The organism is Streptomyces sp. NPDC001514 (assembly GCF_053597075.1).
Genome location: NZ_JBSFHO010000012.1, coordinates 14,171 through 36,098, shown reverse-complemented (window position 1 = coordinate 36,098; position 21,928 = coordinate 14,171). Strand labels below are relative to the sequence as shown.

The window sequence follows — 21,928 nt, the reverse complement described above, 5'->3', positions numbered from 1 at the left end:
GGGAAATTCACCACCCCTACAACCTGAGGCGGACCCCCTTTCGGGACCTGGGGCCGATCCCGTCGGGCAGGGGCCGCTCCTAGCGTGGAGCCATGACCACGCCAGTCTGCGCGACCGCTTCCAGGGCCGCATCGCCGAAGCCCTCCTACCCGTCGTACCCGTCGTTCTCGTCGTACGTACGGGCGCGGGGGCCCGTGCTGCTGCGTACCGCCCGGTCCCTCACGGCCAACCCGTGCGACGCCGAGGATCTGCTGCAGACCGCGCTCACCAAGACGTATGTCGCCTGGGAGCGCATCGAGGACCACCGGGCGCTCGACGGCTATGTCCGCCGTGCGCTGCTCAACACGCGGACGTCGCAGTGGCGGAAGCGGAAGGTGGACGAGTTCGCGTGCGAGGAGCTGCCCGAGCCGTCGGGGGTGCCGTCGCCGGACCCGGCCGAGCAGCAGGTGCTGCACGACGCGATGTGGCGTGCCGTCATGAAGCTCCCGGACCGGCAGCGGGCCATGGTCGTGCTGCGGTACTACGAGGACCTCAGCGAGGCCCAGACCGCCGAGGTGCTCGGAGTCTCCGTCGGCACGGTCAAGAGCGCGGTCTCGCGGGCGCTCGGCAAGCTCCGCGAGGACCCGGAGCTCTCCCCGGTCCGCTGACACGCGTGACCACGGCCACGCGGCGGCGCCGGCCGAGGCCCGGTGCTGCCCTGGTGCCGCCCGTCAGATGGCACCGAAGCAAGATTTCGGCCTGGTTTCGTACCCGGGGGTAGTGACATACCGCGTGGTATGTGCGCAGAATCTGCACACCCTTACTGCCGCGCGCCCACCGGGAGGACGCCGTGCTGAGCACCATGCAGGACGTACCACTGACCGTGACCCGCATCCTGAAGCACGGGATGACGATCCACGGCACCTCACAGGTCACCACATGGACCGGGGAGAGCGAGCCGCAGCGCCGCAGCTATCGCGAGATCGGTGAGCGCGCTGCCCAGCTGGCGCATGCCCTGCACGACGACCTCGGAGTCGACGGCGACCAGCGCGTCGCGACGCTGATGTGGAACAACGCCGAGCACGTCGAGGCGTACTTCGCGATCCCCTGCATGGGCGCCGTCCTGCACACGCTCAATCTGCGACTCCCCGCCGAGCAGCTGGTCTTCATCGTCAACCACGCCGCCGACCGCGTCGTCATCGTCAACGGCTCCCTCCTGCCGCTGCTCGCCCCGCTGCTCCCGCAGCTGCCGACGGTCGAGCACATCGTGGTCTCGGGCCCGGGCGACCGCTCGGTGCTGGCGGGGGCGCAGGCGCAGGTCCACGAGTACGAGGAGCTGATCGCCGGGAAGCCGACCGGCTACGACTGGCCGGAGCTGGACGAGCGCACGGCCGCGGCCATGTGCTACACCTCCGGCACCACCGGCGACCCCAAGGGCGTCGTCTACTCCCACCGCTCCATCTACCTGCACTCCATGCAGGTCAACATGTCGCAGTCGATGGGCCTCACGGACGCGGACACCAGCCTCGTCGTGGTCCCGCAGTTCCACGTCAACGCCTGGGGACTGCCCCACGCCACCCTGATGACCGGCGTGAACATGCTCATGCCCGACCGCTTCCTCCAGCCCGCACCGCTCGCCGAGATGATCGAGACCGAGCGCCCGACCCACGCGGCAGCCGTCCCCACCATCTGGCAGGGCCTGCTCGCCGAGCTGTCGGCGAAGCCGCGCGACGTCAGCTCCCTCACCCAGGTCACCATCGGCGGCTCGGCCTGCCCGCCCTCCCTGATGGAGGCGTTCGACAGCCTGGGCATGCGCGTCTGCCACGCCTGGGGCATGACCGAGACGTCCCCGCTCGGCACGATCGCCCGCCCGCCGGCGCACGCGGTCGGCACGGAGGCGGAGCTCGGCTACCGCCTCACCCAGGGCCGCTTCCCGGCCGGCGTCGAGGCCCGGCTGCGCGGCCCCGCTGGCGAGTTCCTGCCGTGGGACGGCGAGTCGGCAGGTGAGCTGGAAGTGCGCGGACCGTGGATCGCGGGGGCGTACTACGGCGGTGCGGCGGGCGGCGACCTCAAGCCGGAGGACAAGTTCAGCGACGACGGCTGGCTCAAGACCGGCGACGTCGGCGTCATCAGCTCCGAGGGCTTCCTCACCCTCACCGACCGCGCCAAGGACGTCATCAAGTCCGGCGGCGAGTGGATCTCCTCCGTCGAGCTGGAGAACGCACTGATGGCACACCCCGACATCGCGGAGGCAGCAGTCGTCGCCGTTCCGGACGCGAAGTGGGGAGAGCGCCCGCTGGCCGCAGTCGTCCTCAAGGACGGCGCGACCGCGGACTACGCGTCGCTGAAGGACTTCCTCGCTGAGAAGATCGCGAAGTGGCAGCTGCCGGAGCGCTGGACGATCATCCCGACGGTGCCGAAGACGAGCGTCGGGAAGTTCGACAAAAAGGTGATCCGCAGGCAGTACGCGGACGGCCAACTGGACGTCACGGAACTGCGGTAGGCGGGTAGGCGCACAGACGGACACGCCGACAGCCAGTAGGCAGGGGCGGAACGGCTCGGGGCCCGGCGCGCAGGATGCGCACCGGGCCCCGAGTCCGTTCTGGCTCGGCCTAGTTGGCCTAGTTGGTGCCGATCTTCGCGAGCAGGTCGACGATCCGGCCCTGCACTTCGGGGCTCGTGGAGCGCTCCGCCAGGAACAGGACCGTCTCGCCCGAGGAGAGCTTGGGCAGTTCGGCCTGATCGAGGCCGGCCGAGGTGTAGACGACGAGCGGGGTGCGGTTCAACTGGCCGTTCGCACGCAGCCAGTCGATGATCCCGGCGCGCCGGCGACGTACCTGCATCAGGTCCATCACGACCAGGTTCGGCCGCATCTGCTGGGCGAGCGAGACCGCGTCCGCGTCGGCCCCGGCCCGCGCGACCTGCATTCCGCGCCGCTCCAGCGTCGCCGTCAGCGCGGTCGCGATGTCGTCGTGCTCCTCGATGAGCAGTACGCGGGACGGGTGCTGCTCGCTGTCGCGCGGCGCCAGCGCCTTGAGGAGCACGGCGGGGTCGGCTCCGTACGCCGCCTCGCGCGTCGCCTGCCCCAGACCGGCCGCGAGCAGCACCGGCACCTCGGCCGCGACCGCCGCCTGGCGGAGCGACTGAAGCGCCGTACGCGTGATCGGCCCGGTCAGCGGGTCGACGAACAGCGCCGCGGGGAACGCGGCGATCTGCGCGTCCACCTCCTCGCGCGAGTGCACGATCACGGGCCGGTAGCCGCGGTCGCTCAGCGCCTGTTGCGTGGCGACGTCCGGCGCGGGCCAGACGAGCAGCCTGCGCGGGTTGTCCAGCGGCTCCGGGGGCAGCTCGTCGTCGACGGGGAGGGGCGCGGGCTGGTTCGCCACCTCGACGGCGCCGCCGGGGCCGTCGAGGGGCTCGGGCCCTTCGGCGCCCTCGTCCGGTGCGCCTATCGCGTACGACCGGCCCTCGGCGGGAGCGGCGGCGAGCCGCTGCTGGGGCTGCGTGGGCTGCGGGTGCGCGAGCTGCGGGTGCGGCCGGGCGGCCGTTTCCGGGAGCGCCCGCTCGCCGCGGCTGTCGCCCTCGGGCGGGGTGGCCAGCTTGCGTCGGCGGCCGGAGGCGAGCGTCTGGTTGTGCCCGAGCGACTGGTTGTGCCCGAGCGACTGGTTCTGCCCGAGTGTCTGGTTCGGGGCGGGTGGTGCCGACTGCTGGAGCGGCGTGGGCGGCTTGGCCTGCCCGGGTGCCAGGGGGTGCTGGGCCTGCCCGGCCTGCTGGGCGAACGGTACGCCCTGGCCGAGCGTGCGCACGCTGAACGACCGGCCCTGCGAAGCGTCCGCGGGCAGCGGCGCCTCCGCGGGCAGCGGTTGCGCGGCGCGCGGCGGCGCGGCCGCGGTCCCCGCGGCGGAGGCCGGAGCCGGCGTGGGGGCAGCGGGCGGCAGCGGTACGGAGCCGGTGTCGCCGCCTTCGTTCCGTGCGGGCGCGGGCGCGGGCGCGGGCGAGGGCGCGGGGGCATCGGCGAGCGCAGCCAGGCCCTGCCCGGAGGTCCCGCTCTCCGCCCACTCCTGCCCCGGCGCCACCTCCGGACGTCCGCGGCGCCGCCCGGTCGACACGGGATGCGGCTGCGGCGGGGTGTGATCGGTGCCCGGCTCGGTGTGTACGGCGTCGTGGCGGCCCTCGTCGCCCTGAGCGGCCGCGGGCGCCGCGGGCGCGGCGGGCGCGGCGACGCGATCGGCGTCGGCGGGCGGCAGCGCGAACGCGACACGCACCTCCTCCGCCTCATCGCTCACGGCCCGCTCCTGCGTAAGGTCCTGGGCCCCGGCGAGTGCCCGTCGCGCGCGCCGCCCCCCGGGCTGCGCCACAACGGCCCCGGCTCCGGCGGGCTCGAGCGCCGAGGCGCCGGTGCCCTGCGGATCGGCGTGCGCCGTGGCGGCAGCGCCATGGGGACTGTTCTGAGGGTCGCCCTGCCCGGGCACGGGCCAGCCGGGTGCAGCGCCACCCGTCCCGGCAGCCGGCCAGCCTGCGGGGGACGCCGCTCCCGGCCCCTGGACCGCGGGCGCGGACGGGCTCACGGGAGCCGACAGCTCCGGAGCCCCCGACGGCAGGGCGGGCATGGCCGCCGCGGCACGGCGGGCACGGCGGCCCGTGGGCTGCGGGGCGGCCGCCGCATCGGGTCCCACTCCCTGGGGCGGAACCGTGTCGCCGAGCTGCGGTCGTCCGGCACCGGCCGCGCCCTCCGCGGCGGTGACCACGGCGCCTTCGGCCGCGAGCGCCGGCGCAGGCACAGGAGCGGGCGCGGGCGCGGATGCAGCAGCGGGCGCGGATGCAGGTGCGGAAGCGGATGCGGATACAGGTGTCGGGTCCGCGGAGGCGCCCACCTCGGCAGGGCTGGGCCGTCCACGCCGCCGACCGGTGCCACCGCCCGTACCGGGCGTGGCGGCGCCCGTACCGCCCGCGCCGCCCCCCGTACCGTTCTCGGACACGGGACTCTCCAGGAACGCGTCCGTGGAAGCCCGCCGCGCGCGCCGCCGCCCGCCGCCGCCCGCCGACTGGGCAGGCAGTACCGGCGCAGCCTCCGACGCATCGGCGGCCGGCGTCTCGGCGGGCGGGGGCGTCACCATTCCCGCGCCCTCGCCGAGCGGCACCTCCAGCACGTACGCGCTGCCGCTCATCCCCGGCACCTCGTGCGTCTGCAGCACGCCGCCGTGCGCGGTCACGATCCCGCGGACGATCGGCTCGTGCACCGGGTCGCCCCCCGGATACGGGCCGCGTACCTCGATGCGTACGACATCCCCGCGCTGCGCCGCCGCGACCACGATCGTCGAGTCGACGTACCCGCCGCCCGCACCCGCCACGACCCGGGTCTTGCCGGTCGAGTCGACGCCGGCCACGTCCGCGACCAGATGGGCCAGGGCCGTCGCCAGCCGGGCCGCGTCCACCTCGGCCTCGATGGGCGGCGCGTGCACGGCGAACTGCGCGCGTCCCGGTCCGATCAGTTCGACCGCACCGTCGATACCGGCCGCCACGACGCCGTCCAGCAGCACCTTCGCCCGCTGCAGGGACTCCGCGCCCGCGTCGAGCCGCTGGAAGCCGAGCACGTTGTCGACGAGCGTGGTCATCCGGGCGTAGCCGGCGGCCAGGTGGTGCAGGATCTGGTTGGCCTCGGGCCACAGCTGACCGGCCGGGTCGGCCGCCAGCTTGCCGAGCTCGCCGCGCAGCTCCTCCAGCGGCCCGCGCAGCGACTCGCCGAGGACTGCGGTCAGCTGGTCGAGCCGGGACGCGAGCGAGGCCTCCCGCTCGTCCCGCTCCTCTGCGTCCGCCGCGTACCGCTCCGTCCGGTCGGCGAGCTCCGCCGTGTGCTTCTCGGTCAGCTCCGCCAGCTCGGCCGCATGCCGCTCGTCGCGCTCCGCGAGCTCCGCGGCGTGCCGCTCCTTCAGTTCCTCGTAGGGCCGCCGGTCGGTGAACGTCATCACCGCGCCGACGAGCTGCTCGCCGTCCCGTACCGGCGCGGTCGTCAGATCGACCGGCACCTTCTTGCCGTTCTTCGCGTACAGCACCTGCCCGCGCACCCGGTGCTTGCGCCCGGACTTGAGGGTGTCGGCGAGCGGCGACTCGTCGTACGGGAACGGCTCACCGTCCGGCCGCGAGTGCAGGATCAGCGGGTGCAGCTCCTTGCCGCCGAGGTCGCTGGCCCGGAAGCCGAGGATCTGCGCGGCAGCGGGGTTGACGAGCACGACCCGGCCCTCGGTGTCCGTACCGACGACGCCCTCGGCGGCCGCCCGGAGGATCATCTCGGTCTGCCGCTGGGAGCGGGCGAGTTCGGCTTCGGTGTCGACGGTGCCGGAGAGATCGCGTACGACGAGCATGAGGAGCTCGTCGCCGGTGTAGCTGCTGTTGCTGCCGCCGCTGCCGCTGCCACTGCCGCTGCCGTACGAGGCGGAGGCGTAGGCCTCGCGGCCGTCCTCCAGGCTCGCGCTCGTGACCTCGACGGGGAACTCCCCGCCGTCCGTGCGCCGCGCGATCATGCGCGTCGGCTTCGTCCGGCCGCGCTCGTCGGCCGCCTCGGGCCGCCGCATCGATCCCGGGATCAGCTTCGAGTCGAAGGACGGGAGCAGATCGAGCAGTCCTCGCCCCACCAGGGCCGTACCCGGTGTCTCGAACAGCTCCAGGGCGATGGTGTTGGCGTTGACCACCGTGCCGTTGCAGTTGACGAGCACGAGCCCGTCCGGAAGGGCGTCGAGTATGGCTGCGAGGCGAGCAGCGCCTCGGGATGGCCTGCTGCTCACGACGACGCTTCCTCCCTGACATACAGCATCTTGCGGACGGCCGGCCCCATCTTGCCCCTCGGGCCGCGGCCTGTCACTGGAGTGAGTCTAAAGGCAGGGGGTGGGGGTGCGGCGGCGGATGAGGGGGAGCTCTCACCAAGGTTCTGTGTACACGGAGCGGTCCCGTGCCCCCCGGCAGGACCTGTGACCTGGGCGCTGTCGTGAGTGACCGGCGCGCAGGCCGCGGTACGAGGCACTCCGTACGCGGTACGAGGTACTCGGTACGCGGTGATCGGTACTCGGCGCTACGCGGTGATCGTTACGCGTACGCGCCGGACCGGGCGCTAGAACCGGGCGGTCGGCAGGACCGGCTCCAGGGTCTGCCACCGCGCGATCTCGCAGCCGTTGTTGCGGTTGAAGGTGGCGTCGACGGGCTGCCCGCGCCAGGTGCCGGTGACACGGGCCGTCGCGGGGCCGCCGTACATCTGCGTGCACATCGCATCCTGGGCGACGGGCGCGAACGGGTTCTCGCCCTGCCGGCCGAACTCCTCCAGCCGGTCGCAGGCGGCCTGCGCCTCGGGGTGCGTGCCGCCGGCCGGGGCGCAGGTCAGTTCGTACGTGCCGTCCGCCATCGGGTTGCCGGTGCCAGATGTGATCACCGTGAGCCGGTCCTGAGTCTCCTCCGGCTGCAGCAGCGGCAGCGGGAGCGGCCGGAGCACGGACGCGGAAGCGGCCGGGGCGGCGACGGCGAGCGCGGCGACTGATGCCGTGGCGGTCGCGACGGCGGTGAGGGCGAAGCGGCGCAGCATGGGTACTCCTGGAGAGTGAAGGATCGGGGAGCGGTGTCCGCCCCGGCATCTCTAACGCTCCGCACGCCCGCCCGTTGCGCAACCCGGACTGACCCGCCCGGGGGGCAGCGGATCCGGCGGGACGCCCGTCGGCCCGAGAGGCTCTTTGCCCCGGGGCCCGCGCTCCTAGTACCGTGGGGAGCGATTGGTGACACCCCACCCGGCTGTGTCATCATCTGCACGCACCATCCGCGCCCGCGCGGGTGTGCTGGAGGCGTCGCCTAGTCCGGTCTATGGCGCCGCACTGCTAATGCGGTTTGGGTCTTAAAGCCCATCGAGGGTTCAAATCCCTCCGCCTCCGCCCCAACACCGAAGCCCCGGCCCGACGGCCGGGGCTTCGGTCGTTCCCGGCTCCCGGCGGTCGTCCGCAGCGACCGCTCACGAGGTGCGGCCCTCCCCGGTGCCCGCAGCGGCGTGGCCCTCCGGGGGGCTCGCCCCCGCAGCCGTCCCCCCTCGCCCTGACTGCGCCCGCCCGTACCGCCGTACGGGTATTTGTGCAGGTCAGGATGGGTGTGGCTAATGGATTTCGTCTGACGGCGCAGGTCATGTAATGTTGTTCCCGCAACGCCGACCGGGCAGAAAAGCCCGAAACGCCAAGCACTCGTAGCTTAACGGATAGAGCATCTGACTACGGATCAGAAGGTTGCAGGTTCGAATCCTGCCGAGTGCACAGCAGACCAGAGGCCCTGTGGAGCAATCCACAGGGCCTCTGGTTTTTGCCTTGACGGCAGTGTTTGACGGCAACCGCATTCGGGAGCGGATCAGACGGCTACCGGAACACCGTCCGCACCGTCGTCATCGTCCGGGTCGTTGCCGTCACCCCTCAGAGCATCCCCGACGCGATCGAACGCCGAGCGCTGCGAGTCGAGCCGTACGAACGTGTAGATATCCATGGTCACGCGGATCGAGCTGTGGCCGAGGACTTCCATGATCATGCGGGCATCGGCACCCTGTTCGTGGAGGAGCGACGCGCAGGTGTGCCGCAGGTCGTGGAAGCGGACCTTGCGGACGCCGGCTCGCATGCACAGCGCCTCGAAGGAGCGGTTCAGGTTGCGCGGCTCGATCGGGGTCCCGTTCCGCGTGGTGAAGACGAGCCCCTGGCCCGTCCCCTTCCAGTTGTGACCCGCCGCATTCCGGTCGGCGATCTGCTGGGCGCGCTGAGCCCGGAGCGCGGTTACGCACTCGGCAGGCAGGGCCACGCGACGGGCCGAGCGCTGTGTCTTCGGCGCGACGATCAGCAGTTCACCGCCGACCCGCTGAAGGGCCTGCCGGACGGTGAGGACGCCTTCGTGAAGGTCCACATCCGACCAGCGCAGCCCGAGCAGCTCACCACGCCGCAGGCCGATGCGGACCGCCAGCTCGTAAGCGGCCCACAGTCGGTTTTCCCGGGCAGCCGTCAGAAGCTGACGCCCTTCCTTGGCCGTGAGCGGTTCGATCTCGCGCTTCGTTCCCATACTCAGCTCCACGTTCCGGGCCACGTTGCGGGGCAGCTCGTCCTCACGCACCGCGTGCTGGAGAGCGGCACGCAGGATCACCAGGAGGAAGCGCACGGTCCTGTCAGAGGGGAGCTTCTTGCAGCACTTGCCGAGGGCGCAGCAACGCCGCTTGTGCTCCGGCCGCTTCTTGTCCTTGCCCTGCGCGCAGCACTGGCAGGTGGCCGCCGTCTTGGCGAGGAAGGCGCGGATGTCTCGGGCGGTGAGCCGGGTCAGCTTCTTCTTGCCGAACTCCGAGGTGACGTAGTTACGGACGAGGGACTCGTAGTTGACGTAGGTCGTCCGGCGGACCTTGCCCTTGGCGACGTTCGCCAGCCAGTACGCCAAGTACTCGCTCAGCATCATCTTGCTGGTGGCTACCGGGAGACCGCTCAGGGAGTCGGCCTTCAGCTTGGTCAGCTTCTCGTGTGCTTCATCCCAGGTCTTGCCGTAGACGCTGCGCCGCTTGTACGTGCCGTCGGTCGTGAGCACATACGCGCTGCCCTCCCAACGCCCGTCCTTGCGCTGATAGATGGTGCCCTCGTTGTTGGCGTTCTTCTTCGGCTTGGCCATCAGGCAGCTTCCTGTTCGGTGCGGAGGGATATGTAGGCGACCACCGCGGCTTCGCTGATGCGGCGGCAGCGGCCGATCTTGAAGGAGGCGAGTTCGCGTGAGCGGATCAGGTCGTGGACCTTCCAGCGGCTGATGCCGAGACGCTCGGCGACCTGGTCCACGGTGAGCACGGCCGTTGTCATGCAGGCACCAGCCCTTCTTGCTTGAGGCTTTGGGCGTGGGCCATGTCGTGGCGGACTTGGGCGGCGAGGAGTTCTTCGCCGGGGCGGTAGCCACTGCTGAGGTAGGTCCACGAGGAGGCGGTGACGAGGGTGGTGTTCTCGTCGTCGGCGGGATGGCCGACGCGAATGCGGGCGGCTTCGGCTTGGGCGGTACGCCAGGCACGGCGTACGTCGCGGAGCGCGCCGAGGGTGGTGGAGTAGGCGCGGGACTTGCTGGAGAAGTGGCCGCGGAAGCCGAGCATGTGAGCCCACTTCCAGAGCTTGAGGTGGGCGAACTCCGGCAGGTGGCCGAGCGCCCAGGCGGTGCGGATCATCTGCCGGGCGTGCTGCTGTACGCGGAGGTCGGTGAGGGGTTCGGCTTGGCCGGTGCCGTCGCAGTCGGCGCAGAGGTCGCGGAAGCCGTCGGGGCCGCGTACGTAGCCCCGTCCGGTGCAGGGGCGACACATGAGGGTGCGGTCAACGGTGCCCGCGCCTTCGGCATTCTTGGTGGCGTACTTGGCGACGTATCCGGCGACTTTGGCGTCGGTGAGTTCGCCGTCGCCCAGGGCGGAGATCTGGTCGACCTTGAAGCGGTCGCCCCACTTGATCACGCGCTCGCCGATGGCGTCGGACTCGATGGTGAGCCGGGCACGCTCGACGGCCAGGCCCGCGGCGACGTGGAGGGCGTCGAAGGTGGCCCATGGTGGGGGCGGGGTGGTGTGGCCGTCGGGTCCGTCGAAGCGGATCACCGCGTGGAAGTGGACCATGCCGCGCTTCTGATACTCGGCGACCTTGGCGAAGGAGACGCGCAGGGCTGCGTTCAGCGCCTTCTGCGTCATGCCGAGGTGCTCGGCGAGGGCGCGGCGCAGGTAGGTGGTGAAGCGTGCCCACAGCTGCCCGGCGTGGGCGTTCCACAACACGGCGCCGGTGTAGTCGTAGGTGGCCGGGTCCAGCGGGGTGCCCAACACTGGGTCGTCCTCGGTGTGGTGGGTGCCGCAGGCGCAGGGGCGGGGCTTGCCCGCGCTGTCGGTCTTGCGGTTGTGGACGGGGCCGAAGGAGGGGGCCGTGAGGGTGACGAAGGCGCGGGGGTGGTCGCGGACGGTTTCGGCGACGCTCTTTCCGCCGGACAGTCCGGCCTTGATGAGGTGGTAGGTGTCGGCGGCGTACACCCGTGAGCAGGCGGGGCAGCGGGAGGAGCGGCGGTTGCCGCAGGTGGTCAGCAGCCGTCCGGAGGGTTCGTCTTCGGAGCGGTAGGAGCGGACCACTTGCTTGGTGGTCTGGTCGGTGGTGACCGTCCAGCCGTGCAGGTTGACGGGGCTGGTGCAGCCGCGCAGGTTGCGGACCTGTTCGGTCACGCGGTCGAAGTCGTCGGTGTTGGCCAGTTCGATCAGGTCCCGCAGGCCGGGGCTGATCACGTGGCGCAGGTCGAGGGGGCGGCGCATGAGTGGCGTGGTCTCCTTCCTGGCGCGAGGGTGGGGCCTGCGGGCAGCAGCGATTCAGTGCGCTCGGGCTGCTGTCCGCAGGCATGACAGGTCGCGCCCAGGGGGTGGGCGGGCGGGATGTGCCGGGAGGCCGGCGGAGGAGTGCGGCCCTACAGGGCGGCGTGAAGGGCGGTAGCCATCGGCAGGCCGATACCGAGCCGCATCTTGAGCTGAGCCGCGGTGATGGGTTCGCCGTGTTCTGCGTGGTGGGATGCGGCGATGGAGCGTGCTTCGGACAGCAGCGGCTCAGGCACCGCGACCGCAGGCGCCGCCGGGGCCTTAATCGGAGCGGCCGGGGCGGGGGTGGGTTCGGCAGGCGCGGCCGGTTCCGGGTCGGGCTCGATGGCTTCCGTCGAGGCGGGAGCCGGGTTGGTGGTGCGGGTGTGGAAGGCCCGCAGGAGCTGGGGGCCGACGGTGCCCCAGCCGAGGAGGAGCAGCGGGGCCACAGCGTCCACGGCGGCGCGGCCGTAGTGCCTGGCGGCGATCGGTTCGGCGACGTTGAGGGCCAGGGTGAGCAGGCCGGAGAAGTGCATGAGACGGGTTGCCGCCTTCATGTCGTCGGCGGGCAGGCCGCGCAGGGACAGGTAGCGCAGGGCGACCAGGAGGCCGACCACCGACAGGTCCACCATCGGTGCAATGAGCGGGGCGATCGGCTCCGGGACGCCCAGGCGCAGGGCGAGGGCCCACACGTTGCCGAAGGAGAAGACGAACGCCAGCGCGGCGATGACGATCATCACGGCGGTGATGGTGCGCTGCGTGATCCGGTCCTCAGTCATTGGGTGTTCACCTCCTCTCCGTTTGCGTCGTGACCGGCTGAGGTCGGACGATCAGGCGGCGTTGGGCTTGGTCAGGTCCACGTCCGTGTCCCCCATGCGGGGGCCGAGGAAGCGTTCCAGGAGCGTGTAGGGGTCGGCGGTCAGGTGGGCGGTGTGATCAGCGACGTGTGCCGCGTCCGCGTCTGGCACGTAGGGGGTGCGGATGCGGGTGAATCCGGGCTGCGACTGGTGGCTCATCGTGGCGACGCCGACATAGGCCGGGTCCTGGAGGTTGACCGGGTTGGCGTCGGGCCACTCGCGGATCTCTTCACCGAGAGCGGCAACGGCGGCTTCGGCGGTCTTCTGCGCGAAGGACAGGCCGACGGGGCACACGTCCCGGATGAACGTGGGGATGGCGTCACCGGTGGACTTCTGCGTGGCGAGGATGACGAGCATCCCCACGCTGCGGCCCTTCTTCACCAGGTCTTCCACCAGGCGCGCGTTCTCCGCCGCGAGCGCGGCAAGCTTCTTCGTCTTGGGGTCGGAGCCCTTGTGGTCGCGGAAGTAGGTGTGTGCCTCGTCGATGATCAGCACGACCAGCGGCCAGTCCTCGGACGGGCCGACGTCCCACATGCTCTTGACCCCGAGGATCTTGCGGACCCAGGCCGAGCGCACCCGCCGCAGCTCCACCAGCCGCATAAACAGCCTGTTGGCTTCCTCCAGGTCGTCACCGACGAAGGCGAACATCCGCCGCACCCAGTCGGCATAGTCCCCTTCGTGTGCGGCGGACACCTTGCCGTCCGCGCACGCGAACTGCACGGTGGGCGAGGGTGCCCAGTCGGACAGAAGCCGGTTGATCAGGCTGGTCTTGCCGTAGCCGGGCAGACCGGCGACGGTCACGCCGGGCACCTGCGTGAGATACACAGACACGGGACGGGCGTACTCATCCAGCCCGAGGTCCCACCGGGCCGTCTCCTCGGGCGCCATGATCGAAGGACGGTGTTCCGTAGGGAACTTGAGCGGATCAAGCCGCACACCGCGGATCACGACCTGTCCGGGCTTTTCCTGCGTGACCGCGACCCGTGTGCAGCCCCAGGCGTCCGCCAGGTGAGGGGCCGCCTTCTGGTACTGCTCCAGGCCCACCCCGGGCAGGCAGTTCGCCCGCGCGATCACCCCGTACATGTCGTGGTCCACGTTGAGAGCCGGGACCAGGACGCGGGGCTTGATCGGCTTGCCGTCCGTGTTCGACAGCGACGCCATCACGGTCGGTGTCTTGTCCGTTGCCGACAGCTTCAGCATCGGCGCCAGCCGCTTCCATCCCCGCCTGATACGTACGGCCTGCCGGATCGACTGCCGCGTCATGGCATCGGCACGCAGGTAGCGCACTATCCACCACACCGCCCACCCAGCGAGCACGGCGACCATCACGACCGCCACCAGGGGCCCGTAGCGGAAGGCCCCTTCCACCGTGTCGTTCCATTCCCTCACGTGTCGTTCTCCTTGCTGTGGTCGTAGAGGAAGGCCGCAAGGGCCGTTTCGAGAGCCGCCCAGTCCTGGAGTGCGGCGAAGCGGGGGCAGCGGTAGCCGACGAGCACGGCCGCCACCGAGTGGACGAGCCATTCGGTGAACCGGGGGTCCGGCCCGGCGTGAGTCAGCGGGCAGCTGCGCTCAGCGCCGAACCGGAAGTCGGTGTCGCTCACGCCGCCTTCTTGGGCGTCTCCGCCATAGCGGCCGGGGTGACCAGCTTCAGAGCCGTGGCTCGGTAGGCGATGCCGTCGGAGAGCTGGCCGTTGAAGATCCGCGCCCACGGGGTGGCGAACAGGTCCACCGGCATCACCGGCACGCCGGGCTTGAGGCCGTTCGGGAGGCCGGTTTCCGGCACGGTGATCTTCATTGCCTCAGCGCGGTCCTCCTCCATGAAGAACAGCGTGATCGTGTAGAGCTTTGCGTTCGTCTCACGGTCCAGCGCGAACTGCGTCTTGTCCTGGTCCGCGTACTTCGGCACCGGCAGGGTGCCGACCATGAACGACGCGGTCGGGAGCATGCCAACACGGATACGAGCCATGGGTGTTACGTCCCTTCGGTTGCGCTCCGCCGGTGTGGCGTAGCGAGATCCATTGAACATAGCTGACCTAGCACTGTCAAGTGACGGCGGTGAACTAGGCGACAGCAGAGATAGCGCTGCTATGTCAGCGGGGTGTGCTAGGGCTGCTAAGAATCGTTACTCTGGAGCGCATGAGCCCAGCGCCAGAGAGCAAGCAGGACCGCCGGCCGCCGTATCAGCACGCAGCCGACGAGCTTCGGCGCGACATCCTCAAGGGCCGGATCAAGCCCGGTGAACAGATGCCGTCGATCCGCGAACTACAGGAACGCTTCGGTGTCGCCAACATGACCGCGCGAAGCGCGCTCAATGTCCTTCGTGACGAGGGCTTGATCTACACGATCCACGGCCGGGGCAGTTTCGTCGCCGACCACGACGCGACCGGAGAATTCGGCGTCGACTACACCCCGCCAGCCTGGTACCTCGCCAACACGTCGGCCGAAGTGGACGAGGCAGGGGAGGGGGAGCCGGACAGCCCGAAGGCCGCCAGACCCTCCCTCGCCGACATGCTCGCCGAACTGCGCGACGCGATCCGGACCCTCAGCGCCGAGCATCAGGAGCTGCGCCGGGAAGTCGAGGCGCTGAAGGCTCAACAGTCCGACCGTCATTCCTGAGCCTGGTGACTTCTTCGCGCATCTGCCGTGTTTCACGGCTCAGCCTGGCGACCATCGTCGTCATTTCCCGGACCAGTTCGGTCACTTCGACCGCCTCCCGGATGTGAATGCTGATCAGCTCGCTTTCCCGGTTGGTTATCTGTTCGGTCATGTCTCCCCGTTCACTGCTGCGCTGTTGTCGCGTCTTGCACCAAACCAACCGGACAGGGCTTGCCTGAAGGCTTGCCCAGCGGTTGCCCACGGATGGATCGAGGCTTGCCCGCGGCGATGGGCAAGCCCATGCCGTCGCCCCGCATCCACACCTACCGGAGTGCCGGCCGGGCCAGCAGGCATCCCGACCACCCCTCCCGCCAGGCGGGCAAGAATCTCTATTCGCGTCCCGCAGTGCGGGCCCGGGTCTTTCCGTCACACTCACGCCGCCTCTCCTTTCATCGCCTGGCGGTGGCACAAGGGTCCGGAGAATCGCCGGTTTGGCTAACCGGCACTTCGCCGCTATGTTGTGCGCCCTTCGTCTTTGGGGGCGCGCCTATAGAGGTATGAGGAGCGGCGTCCGTGTGACCCTCCCTTCCTGTGATCCACGCCACCTCCTGTCCTGTGGTCTGGATGTGCAGCGGCCAAGAACAGCCGGTCACTTGCTATAGGTGCGAGGAACCGGAGCGGTGTGACAGTCGGCGCCGAGAAATTCAGTCCAGCACTCACCACTCACCGAATCGGTCACCATGACCGGGCCCCCGAGGTCACGAAACGATCCCGGCAAGCTTGGTGAGTTCCACGTCCGCCGACCGACACGTCACCAGGGCAGCACCGACCCCCGACCACAACCCCGACCATCAACCCCCTCCAAAGATCACGGAACGATAACCGCGAGGCTGATGTGCTCCCCGTCAGGCCCGACCACGGCATCTTCAGGTCCCGAGCCTGTGGATAGTTTTCGCGGAACGTCGGAACGAACCCACCCATAGTGCCCAAAGCGCGGCATAGCGGCATGTGAACCGTGGAACGAGTGAGGAGTCGAGGGGCAGCGCATGCCGCATGACCGGCCAAGGCCCATGCGCGCCGGAGCTGTTCAGAGTTTCTTTACTGGATCAAGGCGGCCCGCCTACGGCAGTCCGCGCGCGCTGGCGGCCATGGGCCGCCGCCGCTCCTTGTCTCCGCCACCGCTCCGGCGGCCCCTACCCGCTCAGCGCGCAAGAACGGCCAAGGCGGACAGCTGGATCAGGAAGCAACCCGACCAGTCCGAGCACCAGGGCCAGGCCGACACCGACCAAGCAAGACCCCGCCATCCGACCGGCCCACGCTCCGCAGTCGATGGAACTCAAAGCCGCAGGCAGGCCGATGCTCCAGGCATCTGCGTCGCCAACGCTCAGGCCGGAGGAGGGCCGAGGGCCGTGACGAGTGGAGGAAGCGTGGCTGAGGCCAGCGGGGGGTTGCTGGAAACACACGTGACGGGTGCTCGCTCGGCACACCCGCCGTCGTGGCTGACTTTCGGTGGCTCAGGTCAGGACGGGGATTCGGGCGACCAGACTGCAACAGCGGCCCCTGCAACTCGGTAACGGGCAAGGGGGGTTGCAGCCGCACCCGCGTATGAGCACGCCGACCGCCCCGGTTCCCATCGGCACCGGGGTCCTGACCAGGGATTCCAAAAACCGGACCACCCCGGATCGCTGTCCAGGCTGCGGGGTGGTCCGGTCTCGTGTTGGCGCCCGCCGCTCTCGGCACGGTCGGCGGGCGCAAGGGAGCCATACCGCCCTCTTGGGGGACAAAGGCGATAGGGCGGGCTACTGGGGCAGCAGCTCGACTTCGATGGCGAGTGCGCCGAGCGCTTCCTTCTCCGCCGGGTAGATCTCGCGGATGTTGGCGAGCTGCTGCTCTCGGGAGGAGGCCGGGTTGACGTTCGCCGGGCCCTCCCCGTCGAGTAGTTCCTCGAACGTCTTGTACTCCGTGACCCGCTTCACCAGGACGTCACAGCTCTCGTCCGTGCCCTTGATGCAGAAGCGGATGACGTCGCCGGAAGCCAGGTCTCCGAGGTGGGGATATTTCACCCGCACCTCGATCGTCTTCTGGCCGGCGGCGACAAGGTCGAAGTACCGGCGGTAGAGGTTCAGTTCGCGGAAGCGCGTGGCGGCAGATTCCGTCATCGGGCGGGAACGCTCCTAGCTGTTGCGGTGGCCATGAGTCGGCCGAGTTCACCGGCCGAGTACGAGCGGAAGAAGTGGCGTGGATTGGCGAGTAACACTTCGGTCAGACCAAGCAGGCGGTCGACGTACTCAGTCAACGAGCCGGGCCACTCTCGGGTGTCGAGCATCCACGGGGCGGCACCGTCGGGCAAGGGCGCGCGTCCTTCACGGATGAGGGACTTGGACAGCTTCGCTCCCGTGTCCGTGACCACCTGGGGGCAAAACATCCGCGCGGGCAACTGTCCGCGGGTGAGGCCGACGGCTTGCAGCGCGCCGTCCACAAGGATGCAGCCGGGCATCCAGTCGCTGCCCTTGACCATGACGTACAGCGTACCGACTGCCCCACTGATCGCCACCTCTTTGACCAGGTTCCGGTAGAGGGTGGCCAGGTCCAGGTATCCGCCGTTCGTGGGCTCGATGACGACCTCGTACGGGCCATGGTGCAGGCACACGGCCGAGATGGTTGCTCGCTCGAAGCCGTCGTCACGTACACGGGTGCGTTCGGCGTGTTTCTCGGCCCACCCACAGCCGGGACGCGGGCAGGGGACGCGGACATGCGGAACGCCGGTCGACGGGGACAGGTGCCAGCGGGCAGCGTCCAAGCGAGGCAGCACCCGCAGCCAGGTACGCCGGAAGTGCTGGACCGCTTGCTGCTGGGTGTACGTCTCGACTGAGTAGGGCACCTTCAGCCGTTCGGACAGTGCGGCGAACAGCGGCCGGTACAGCTTGTCGACCTGTTCGGCGATGCCGTCCGCGCCGAGAGCTTGAGCGTAGGCCCGCTGGTAGCGGTGACCGGACTCCTTGTCGGTGACGACGGCGTACGGGGCGTTGTCGAGGGCACCGAACTGCACTGCGGCCGGGACTCCGAACCGGTCTCGGACGCGGGACGCGGTGGCGAACGTGAGCGACTGCACCAGGGACGTGCCGATGTGCGGTGCTCCGTTGATCTGCGTTCCCACCACGAACACGATCCGCTCCGGCTCCGCGTTGACGATGTGCGGCCTGATCAGGTCCTCAGCTCTCGTGAGCGCGTTGGCGAGCACGGTGTTCGGCGATATGGGATAAGTGGTCACCGCGACTTCCCCTCGGTAGATGGTCAGGACGCGCCGCACGAGGCGGCGTGTGTACGTGCAGCGGTGGAGCTCCGGTCGGGTGGTGCACCCGCCCCCGCGCCGGGGGAAACCAGGAAAGGACGCGGGGGCGGGAGTCATCGGATGGGGCGCCGCGCACGAGGTCTCCTGTGGCGGCCCGCCCCCACCGGGGAGTGGGGGGAGTACCGGATGGGGACGGGGGCTTGTGGGGGGACCGGGCGTCGTGTGGGCAGCGGATTCGCTCGGAGGCAGTACCGGGCGTCGTAGTCCGTCACGATGAACACGAAGGCCCGGCCTGCGGCGAGTGCGCGTAGCGCGTGCTCGTACGCCTGGTCACTACTGGCCCATTCACGTAGCTCGGCATCAGGGCGAGGCATCACCGGCCCCGTGATGGCGAGCGGCGCTTCGCTGAGGAATTCGGCAGCGGGGTCCGGCGACAGTAGCCCGGCGAGGTGGAGTGCTTCGGCGCGTAGCCAGCGGGCGGCGAGACGGGGGGACCGGCCACGGTAGGCGGCGAGTAGGACTTCGCGCGTGCCGATGATGCCGTGAGCGGTCGCCTCACAGCGGAAGGCGACGGGCGACCGCATCGGGGCGCGTGCAGAGGCCGGCGGAGCGAGAGTCAGCACGGCCGGGGTCACCGGCGGTGCTCCTGAGCCGATTCGCGCGTCTCGATGAGCCGACCGAGCTGGGCGTAGTACACCTCGACCTGCGCCGGGGTGAGTACGAGCATGGTCTCGCAGGAGCCGCCGTCCTCGTAGTGCACCGTGACGGGCACTGCGGCCTGCTTTGCGCGGTGGTCGTAGACGGCATCCCGTTTCATGGGTGTGACGTGCGTGACCGGGACGGGCACGGGGCGCAGGGTGCTTCCGTCGTTCCGGGCCCGCCAGTCGTCACCACCGCCAGGCGGGCGCAAGTGGTACGACGCTGATGTGTCACTCGGCAGGGCGACGACTACCCCGATCATCCCGCCCTTCGCGAGGTCTAGCGCGAGGTCGCCAAGGCGGGGATGAAACGGGGTGCCCGGTGTTAACTCATAGCCCCGTAACGGGAGTTGCTCCGAGATCTGTTTGGCCATGCCCCGAAGCTAGGAACGTCTCCGGGGCTCAATATGAACCGCAGGAATACGGCCCTCATCCGTCGAGGTGGAAGCGGTCTGACATGCGGCGCAGCTTCTCGCGGGTGCTCGCGCGTTCGGCGTACACGATGCTGCGCAGGGTTGACCGCGCGATGGGGTGATTGCGGACGAGCTGAGGGGCGATGCTCTCGGCCTTCTCCAGTTCCTTCAGCGCCTTGTCACGGTTTCCGTCCCACAGCCAGGCGCGAGCCAGGTCCATGTGGTGGTGGCCCTGACGGGAGTTGGGAAGCGACTCGATCAGCTCCCTACTCGTGCGTCGGTCTATCGACAGAGCCTCGCGCTGCTCATGCATCTCCAGGGCGACGCTGATCGCGTGGATCTGCACGTTGCCCGCCGAGAAGGTCAGACTGTGACGGTCGTAGACCGGAGGGCCGACGGCATCCGTCATCCGCTTGGCTGCACCCCGCGCGTGCTTGATCCGGTCCTTCGCTTCGGCCTTGCGCCCGCCCCGTGCAGCCGAGACAGCCGCGCGCAGTTGCAGCGTTCCCCACGCCCGCAGGGCCAGCGGCTCACCCCGGTCGTAGTCCTGCTGCACACTGCGCATCGCCTTATCCGACAGGGCAATGGCGTCATCCCAGTCCGCTGTGGCCCACATGTCCCAGACGCGCATCCAGTCGGCGACAGCAGGCAGCACCGGGTCGCTTGACAGGCGTGCGGACCATGCAGCTCGTTCGCATGCCATGGCGACCAATTCAGGGTGGCCAAGGGCGTGGGCGGCAGTGTGAGCGAACTTGCAGCACACCGCGTAGATCGCGTACGCCTCTTCCTGCTCGTGGCCCGAAGCGACTTCGGCCAGGGCGCGTGTCTCACGGAACAGGTCGGGAAGCACCTGCATGATCGCCACGTTCGCAGCAGCATCGCGGAGGCGGTGCAGTCGGGTGGTTTCCTGCCACAGCTGACCGGCTGGGCGCGGAGTTCCGTCGAAGACGGGAGCGAGGTCGTATCGGCGCAGCTCCCGCATGATCGCTGCGGCGGAGACCTGCCACTGATTCTCGGCCGGAGAGCTGTTGTACGGCCGCCCGATCAGGTCGTTCGGGTGTACGTGCAATTCCGAGGCGAGCAGGTTGAGCAGGCCGACGCGGTCGAGTTCGATGTGGCCGCGTTCCATCTTGGATACCCAGCCCTGAGTCTTGCCCAGGGCGGCAGCGAGGTCGGCTTGCGTCATACCGAGGCGCAGTCGTGCGCGGCGTGCGCGACGGCCAATCTCTTCGGCTTCTTCCAGCATCAGCGCTCCCCCCTATGGGCGAGGTGCCGGCGGTTCAGCGAGCGGCGAGGCATCGTGCTCCATCCGTCGGGGCTTCTACCTTCGACGGTACCGAGGCGGCGCATCGATTGTGGGGTGGTCTAGGTCAGACAGCCGCCGTGGCTGGAAGGACAGAAGACGCTGCCGATTGAGCGATCTCTGGCGCTGAAGCCAAGGCCACGAGCGGACGGGACTGCCAAGGGCTGACAGCGACGATGGACAATCTGGTACGCACCGTTCGCTTCAGACGTCACATCATCGCCTATTCAGACGGTGAGTTGCGCAGGCAGTTCAACGTCTGTTTCACAGCCCGAGTGACTGGGCCGGCCCGAGTACTTCGTCGGCGCTGCGGGGCTCTGTGCGCGGCTGTTGGTTGAGTTTGTGGCGTTCGATGGAGGATCGCCGGTAGACCTCCTTGCGGGCCCGCATGATGTTGCCCAGGGGTGCGTGTTCGGCGGTGACCCGCCAGGGTGTGAAGGACAGTGCGTCCATCTTCTCCAGATTCTCCGGCTGGGAGATGTCCTGCTGCGGCAGTCGCAGCTTGGCCACGGTGACGGATGGCGAGAGCTGCTCGGGCCACTCCACGGTGGTGTCCTCCACCGGCATGCGCTCCAGGTCGGTGCAGAGTTGGACCTGGATGTCGAAGGCGTAGGGCCGTTCCTGCAACTCAGCTTGCAGGGCCGGCCGGAAGACCTCCGCCCCCGAGGTCGGGTCGAGGGTGCGCCGGACCACCGCGGCGGCGGAGGACGGGTCGGGGGTGATGCGCACCTTGGCGATGTAGTCCCCGTGCCGGACCGCGCCCATGGTCCAGTAGCTCGACAGCAGCAGGTTTGCCGGAGGGGTCTTCGACAGGCGCAGGAAGGCCAGGAACTCGTCCCACGCCCAGTTGTCCTGGTCCAGTGTTCCCTTTCCGGTCACGAATTCGGTGAAGAAGCGATGTGCGCCGGGTCGGCCCTGGGAGAAGTAGGCCGGTGCGTTCAGGAAGAGTTCCTGGATGAAGAGGTAGTGCTCGACTGTGTTGCAGAAGAAGATCGGTCCGTTGATGTTGGCGTAGTCGAATGTGCCCGTGTCCGGTTCGTCTTCCAGCAGGGTGGGGCCGGGGATGTCGAACATCTTCAGTGCCAGTCCGGTGGCGGCGCCCAGTCGCGCGTCGGCTCCGGCGTGGGGCGAGCCGTTGGAGAAGCGAATGAGGGCGTCGTGGGTTCCCGGGGTCGCGTAGATGCCTTGGGCGTACTCGGGGGGCAGCCCGTCCAGGATCTCCACTTCTCCTCGGACCAGCCCGTAGCCCTTGGCATGGGCGTCGCGCAGGGCCCGTCCGGTGCCACCGGCCTCGACCGACTCGGCGATGTAGCTCTCGGTCTTCTCGATCACCGTCTGCACGTTGCGGTCGAAGTCCGGGTCGTCGTCTTCGACGTCAGGCGTGTAGCGGACGAACTGTGCTGCCATGACTTCGACCTCTCCTCGGAGAGCGTGATCGGACCTCAGGGAGTGGGAATCG

At 69.6% G+C, this 21,928-nt stretch carries 17 protein-coding genes, 2 tRNA genes and 1 pseudogene; 6 read left to right on the top strand and 14 right to left on the bottom strand.

The genetic code is table 11. From position 1 onward, the window contains the following. The first annotated feature begins 92 nt into the window (after nucleotides 1–92). Together ACWCXB_RS15040 and ACWCXB_RS15035 are read left to right on the top strand one after the other, a co-directional pair. Nucleotides 93–647 carry a SigE family RNA polymerase sigma factor gene (locus tag ACWCXB_RS15040; RefSeq protein ID WP_450722829.1) on the top strand — a complete coding sequence of 185 codons (555 nt, stop codon included), beginning with the start codon at nucleotides 93–95 and terminating at the stop codon, nucleotides 645–647. A gap of 182 nt (nucleotides 648–829) precedes the next feature. Then, nucleotides 830–2,482, top strand: coding sequence for a long-chain fatty acid--CoA ligase (locus ACWCXB_RS15035; RefSeq protein ID WP_450722827.1), 1,653 nt, complete (start codon nucleotides 830–832; stop codon nucleotides 2,480–2,482). A 118-nt stretch (nucleotides 2,483–2,600) separates the two neighbouring features. Here ACWCXB_RS15035 and ACWCXB_RS15030 read toward each other — a convergent pair whose 3' ends face one another. Further along, nucleotides 2,601–6,761, bottom strand: coding sequence for a PAS domain-containing protein (locus ACWCXB_RS15030; protein ID WP_450722825.1), 4,161 nt, complete (start codon nucleotides 6,759–6,761; stop codon nucleotides 2,601–2,603). Between the two features lie 323 nt (nucleotides 6,762–7,084). Next, nucleotides 7,085–7,549 (bottom strand): SSI family serine proteinase inhibitor, encoded by a 465-nt coding sequence (locus ACWCXB_RS15025; RefSeq protein ID WP_450722823.1) that lies wholly within the window; start codon nucleotides 7,547–7,549, stop codon nucleotides 7,085–7,087. Nucleotides 7,550–7,798: 249 nt separating this feature from the next. On the opposite strand from ACWCXB_RS15025, the gene ACWCXB_RS15020 reads away from it, so the two are divergent. Next, nucleotides 7,799–7,889 (top strand) — tRNA-Ser (locus tag ACWCXB_RS15020). 296 nt (nucleotides 7,890–8,185) lie between these two features. Beyond that, a tRNA-Arg gene (locus ACWCXB_RS15015) sits at nucleotides 8,186–8,258 on the top strand. A 91-nt stretch (nucleotides 8,259–8,349) separates the two neighbouring features. Here the strand turns inward: ACWCXB_RS15015 and ACWCXB_RS15010 are convergent. The 7 genes from ACWCXB_RS15010 to ACWCXB_RS14980 all read right to left on the bottom strand — a co-directional run bounded on the left by ACWCXB_RS15010 (nucleotide 8,350) and on the right by ACWCXB_RS14980 (nucleotide 14,134). Beyond that, nucleotides 8,350–9,633 (bottom strand): site-specific integrase, encoded by a 1,284-nt coding sequence (locus tag ACWCXB_RS15010; RefSeq protein ID WP_450722821.1) that lies wholly within the window; start codon nucleotides 9,631–9,633, stop codon nucleotides 8,350–8,352. Next, nucleotides 9,633–9,815 (bottom strand): helix-turn-helix domain-containing protein, encoded by a 183-nt coding sequence (locus ACWCXB_RS15005; protein ID WP_450722819.1) that lies wholly within the window; start codon nucleotides 9,813–9,815, stop codon nucleotides 9,633–9,635. Before ACWCXB_RS15005 ends, ACWCXB_RS15010 begins: the two co-directional genes overlap by 1 nt. After that, nucleotides 9,812–11,275, bottom strand: coding sequence for a replication initiator (locus tag ACWCXB_RS15000; RefSeq protein WP_450722817.1), 1,464 nt, complete (start codon nucleotides 11,273–11,275; stop codon nucleotides 9,812–9,814). Before ACWCXB_RS15000 ends, ACWCXB_RS15005 begins: the two co-directional genes overlap by 4 nt. Nucleotides 11,276–11,424: 149 nt before the next feature. After that, complete coding sequence (locus ACWCXB_RS14995) at nucleotides 11,425–12,090, bottom strand: DUF2637 domain-containing protein (protein ID WP_450722815.1); 666 nt, start codon at nucleotides 12,088–12,090, stop codon at nucleotides 11,425–11,427. Nucleotides 12,091–12,141: 51 nt separating this feature from the next. Then, nucleotides 12,142–13,557 (bottom strand): FtsK/SpoIIIE domain-containing protein, encoded by a 1,416-nt coding sequence (locus ACWCXB_RS14990; RefSeq protein ID WP_450722813.1) that lies wholly within the window; start codon nucleotides 13,555–13,557, stop codon nucleotides 12,142–12,144. Continuing rightward, complete coding sequence (locus ACWCXB_RS14985; protein ID WP_450722811.1) at nucleotides 13,554–13,769, bottom strand: hypothetical protein; 216 nt, start codon at nucleotides 13,767–13,769, stop codon at nucleotides 13,554–13,556. The genes ACWCXB_RS14990 and ACWCXB_RS14985 overlap by 4 nt, the downstream gene beginning before the upstream one ends. Next, on the bottom strand, nucleotides 13,766–14,134 hold the full coding sequence (locus tag ACWCXB_RS14980; RefSeq protein ID WP_450722809.1) for an SCO3933 family regulatory protein: 369 nt from the start codon (nucleotides 14,132–14,134) through the stop codon (nucleotides 13,766–13,768). The genes ACWCXB_RS14985 and ACWCXB_RS14980 overlap by 4 nt, the downstream gene beginning before the upstream one ends. A 170-nt stretch (nucleotides 14,135–14,304) precedes the next feature. Here ACWCXB_RS14980 and ACWCXB_RS14975 point away from each other — a divergent pair, with 170 nt between their 5' ends. Further along, nucleotides 14,305–14,784: an SCO5717 family growth-regulating ATPase gene (locus tag ACWCXB_RS14975; RefSeq protein WP_450722807.1), complete on the top strand. Its 480-nt coding sequence runs from the start codon at nucleotides 14,305–14,307 to the stop codon at nucleotides 14,782–14,784. 1,778 nt (nucleotides 14,785–16,562) lie between these two features. Here ACWCXB_RS14975 and ACWCXB_RS14970 read toward each other — a convergent pair. The 4 genes from ACWCXB_RS14970 to ACWCXB_RS14955 form a co-directional block, all read right to left on the bottom strand. After that, nucleotides 16,563–16,922 (bottom strand): ASCH domain-containing protein, encoded by a 360-nt coding sequence (locus ACWCXB_RS14970; protein WP_450722805.1) that lies wholly within the window; start codon nucleotides 16,920–16,922, stop codon nucleotides 16,563–16,565. Further along, on the bottom strand, nucleotides 16,919–18,034 hold the full coding sequence (locus ACWCXB_RS14965) for a hypothetical protein (RefSeq protein ID WP_450722803.1): 1,116 nt from the start codon (nucleotides 18,032–18,034) through the stop codon (nucleotides 16,919–16,921). Before ACWCXB_RS14965 ends, ACWCXB_RS14970 begins: the two co-directional genes overlap by 4 nt. Before the next feature lie 652 nt (nucleotides 18,035–18,686). After that, on the bottom strand, nucleotides 18,687–18,902 hold the full coding sequence (locus ACWCXB_RS14960; RefSeq protein ID WP_450722801.1) for a hypothetical protein: 216 nt from the start codon (nucleotides 18,900–18,902) through the stop codon (nucleotides 18,687–18,689). 280 nt (nucleotides 18,903–19,182) lie between these two features. Continuing rightward, nucleotides 19,183–20,412 (bottom strand): helix-turn-helix domain-containing protein, encoded by a 1,230-nt coding sequence (locus ACWCXB_RS14955; RefSeq protein WP_450722799.1) that lies wholly within the window; start codon nucleotides 20,410–20,412, stop codon nucleotides 19,183–19,185. A gap of 218 nt (nucleotides 20,413–20,630) precedes the next feature. Here ACWCXB_RS14955 and ACWCXB_RS14950 point away from each other — a divergent pair. Continuing rightward, nucleotides 20,631–20,753, top strand: a pseudogene (locus ACWCXB_RS14950) (DNA mismatch repair protein MutT); the annotation flags it as partial. On the opposite strand, the gene ACWCXB_RS14945 reads toward ACWCXB_RS14950, so the two are convergent. After that, nucleotides 20,734–21,876 carry a catalase family protein gene (locus ACWCXB_RS14945; protein ID WP_450722797.1) on the bottom strand — a complete coding sequence of 381 codons (1,143 nt, stop codon included), beginning with the start codon at nucleotides 21,874–21,876 and terminating at the stop codon, nucleotides 20,734–20,736. The pseudogene ACWCXB_RS14950 and the gene ACWCXB_RS14945 overlap by 20 nt on opposite strands. Nucleotides 21,877–21,928 lie beyond the last annotated feature (52 nt).

Excerpts from the sequence above, each read along its gene's own strand:
- ACWCXB_RS15040 (WP_450722829.1), top strand. The coding sequence starts at position 93 with ATGACCACGCCAGTCTGCGCGACCGCTTCCAGGGCCGCATCGCCGAAG.
- ACWCXB_RS15025 (WP_450722823.1), bottom strand. The coding sequence starts at position 7,549 with ATGCTGCGCCGCTTCGCCCTCACCGCCGTCGCGACCGCCACGGCATCA.
- ACWCXB_RS15010 (WP_450722821.1), bottom strand. The coding sequence starts at position 9,633 with ATGGCCAAGCCGAAGAAGAACGCCAACAACGAGGGCACCATCTATCAG.
- ACWCXB_RS15005 (WP_450722819.1), bottom strand. The coding sequence starts at position 9,815 with ATGACAACGGCCGTGCTCACCGTGGACCAGGTCGCCGAGCGTCTCGGC.
- ACWCXB_RS15000 (WP_450722817.1), bottom strand. The coding sequence starts at position 11,275 with ATGCGCCGCCCCCTCGACCTGCGCCACGTGATCAGCCCCGGCCTGCGG.
- ACWCXB_RS14995 (WP_450722815.1), bottom strand. The coding sequence starts at position 12,090 with ATGACTGAGGACCGGATCACGCAGCGCACCATCACCGCCGTGATGATC.
- ACWCXB_RS14980 (WP_450722809.1), bottom strand. The coding sequence starts at position 14,134 with ATGGCTCGTATCCGTGTTGGCATGCTCCCGACCGCGTCGTTCATGGTC.
- ACWCXB_RS14975 (WP_450722807.1), top strand. The coding sequence starts at position 14,305 with ATGAGCCCAGCGCCAGAGAGCAAGCAGGACCGCCGGCCGCCGTATCAG.
- ACWCXB_RS14970 (WP_450722805.1), bottom strand. The coding sequence starts at position 16,922 with ATGACGGAATCTGCCGCCACGCGCTTCCGCGAACTGAACCTCTACCGC.
- ACWCXB_RS14955 (WP_450722799.1), bottom strand. The coding sequence starts at position 20,412 with ATGCTGGAAGAAGCCGAAGAGATTGGCCGTCGCGCACGCCGCGCACGA.
- ACWCXB_RS14945 (WP_450722797.1), bottom strand. The coding sequence starts at position 21,876 with ATGGCAGCACAGTTCGTCCGCTACACGCCTGACGTCGAAGACGACGAC.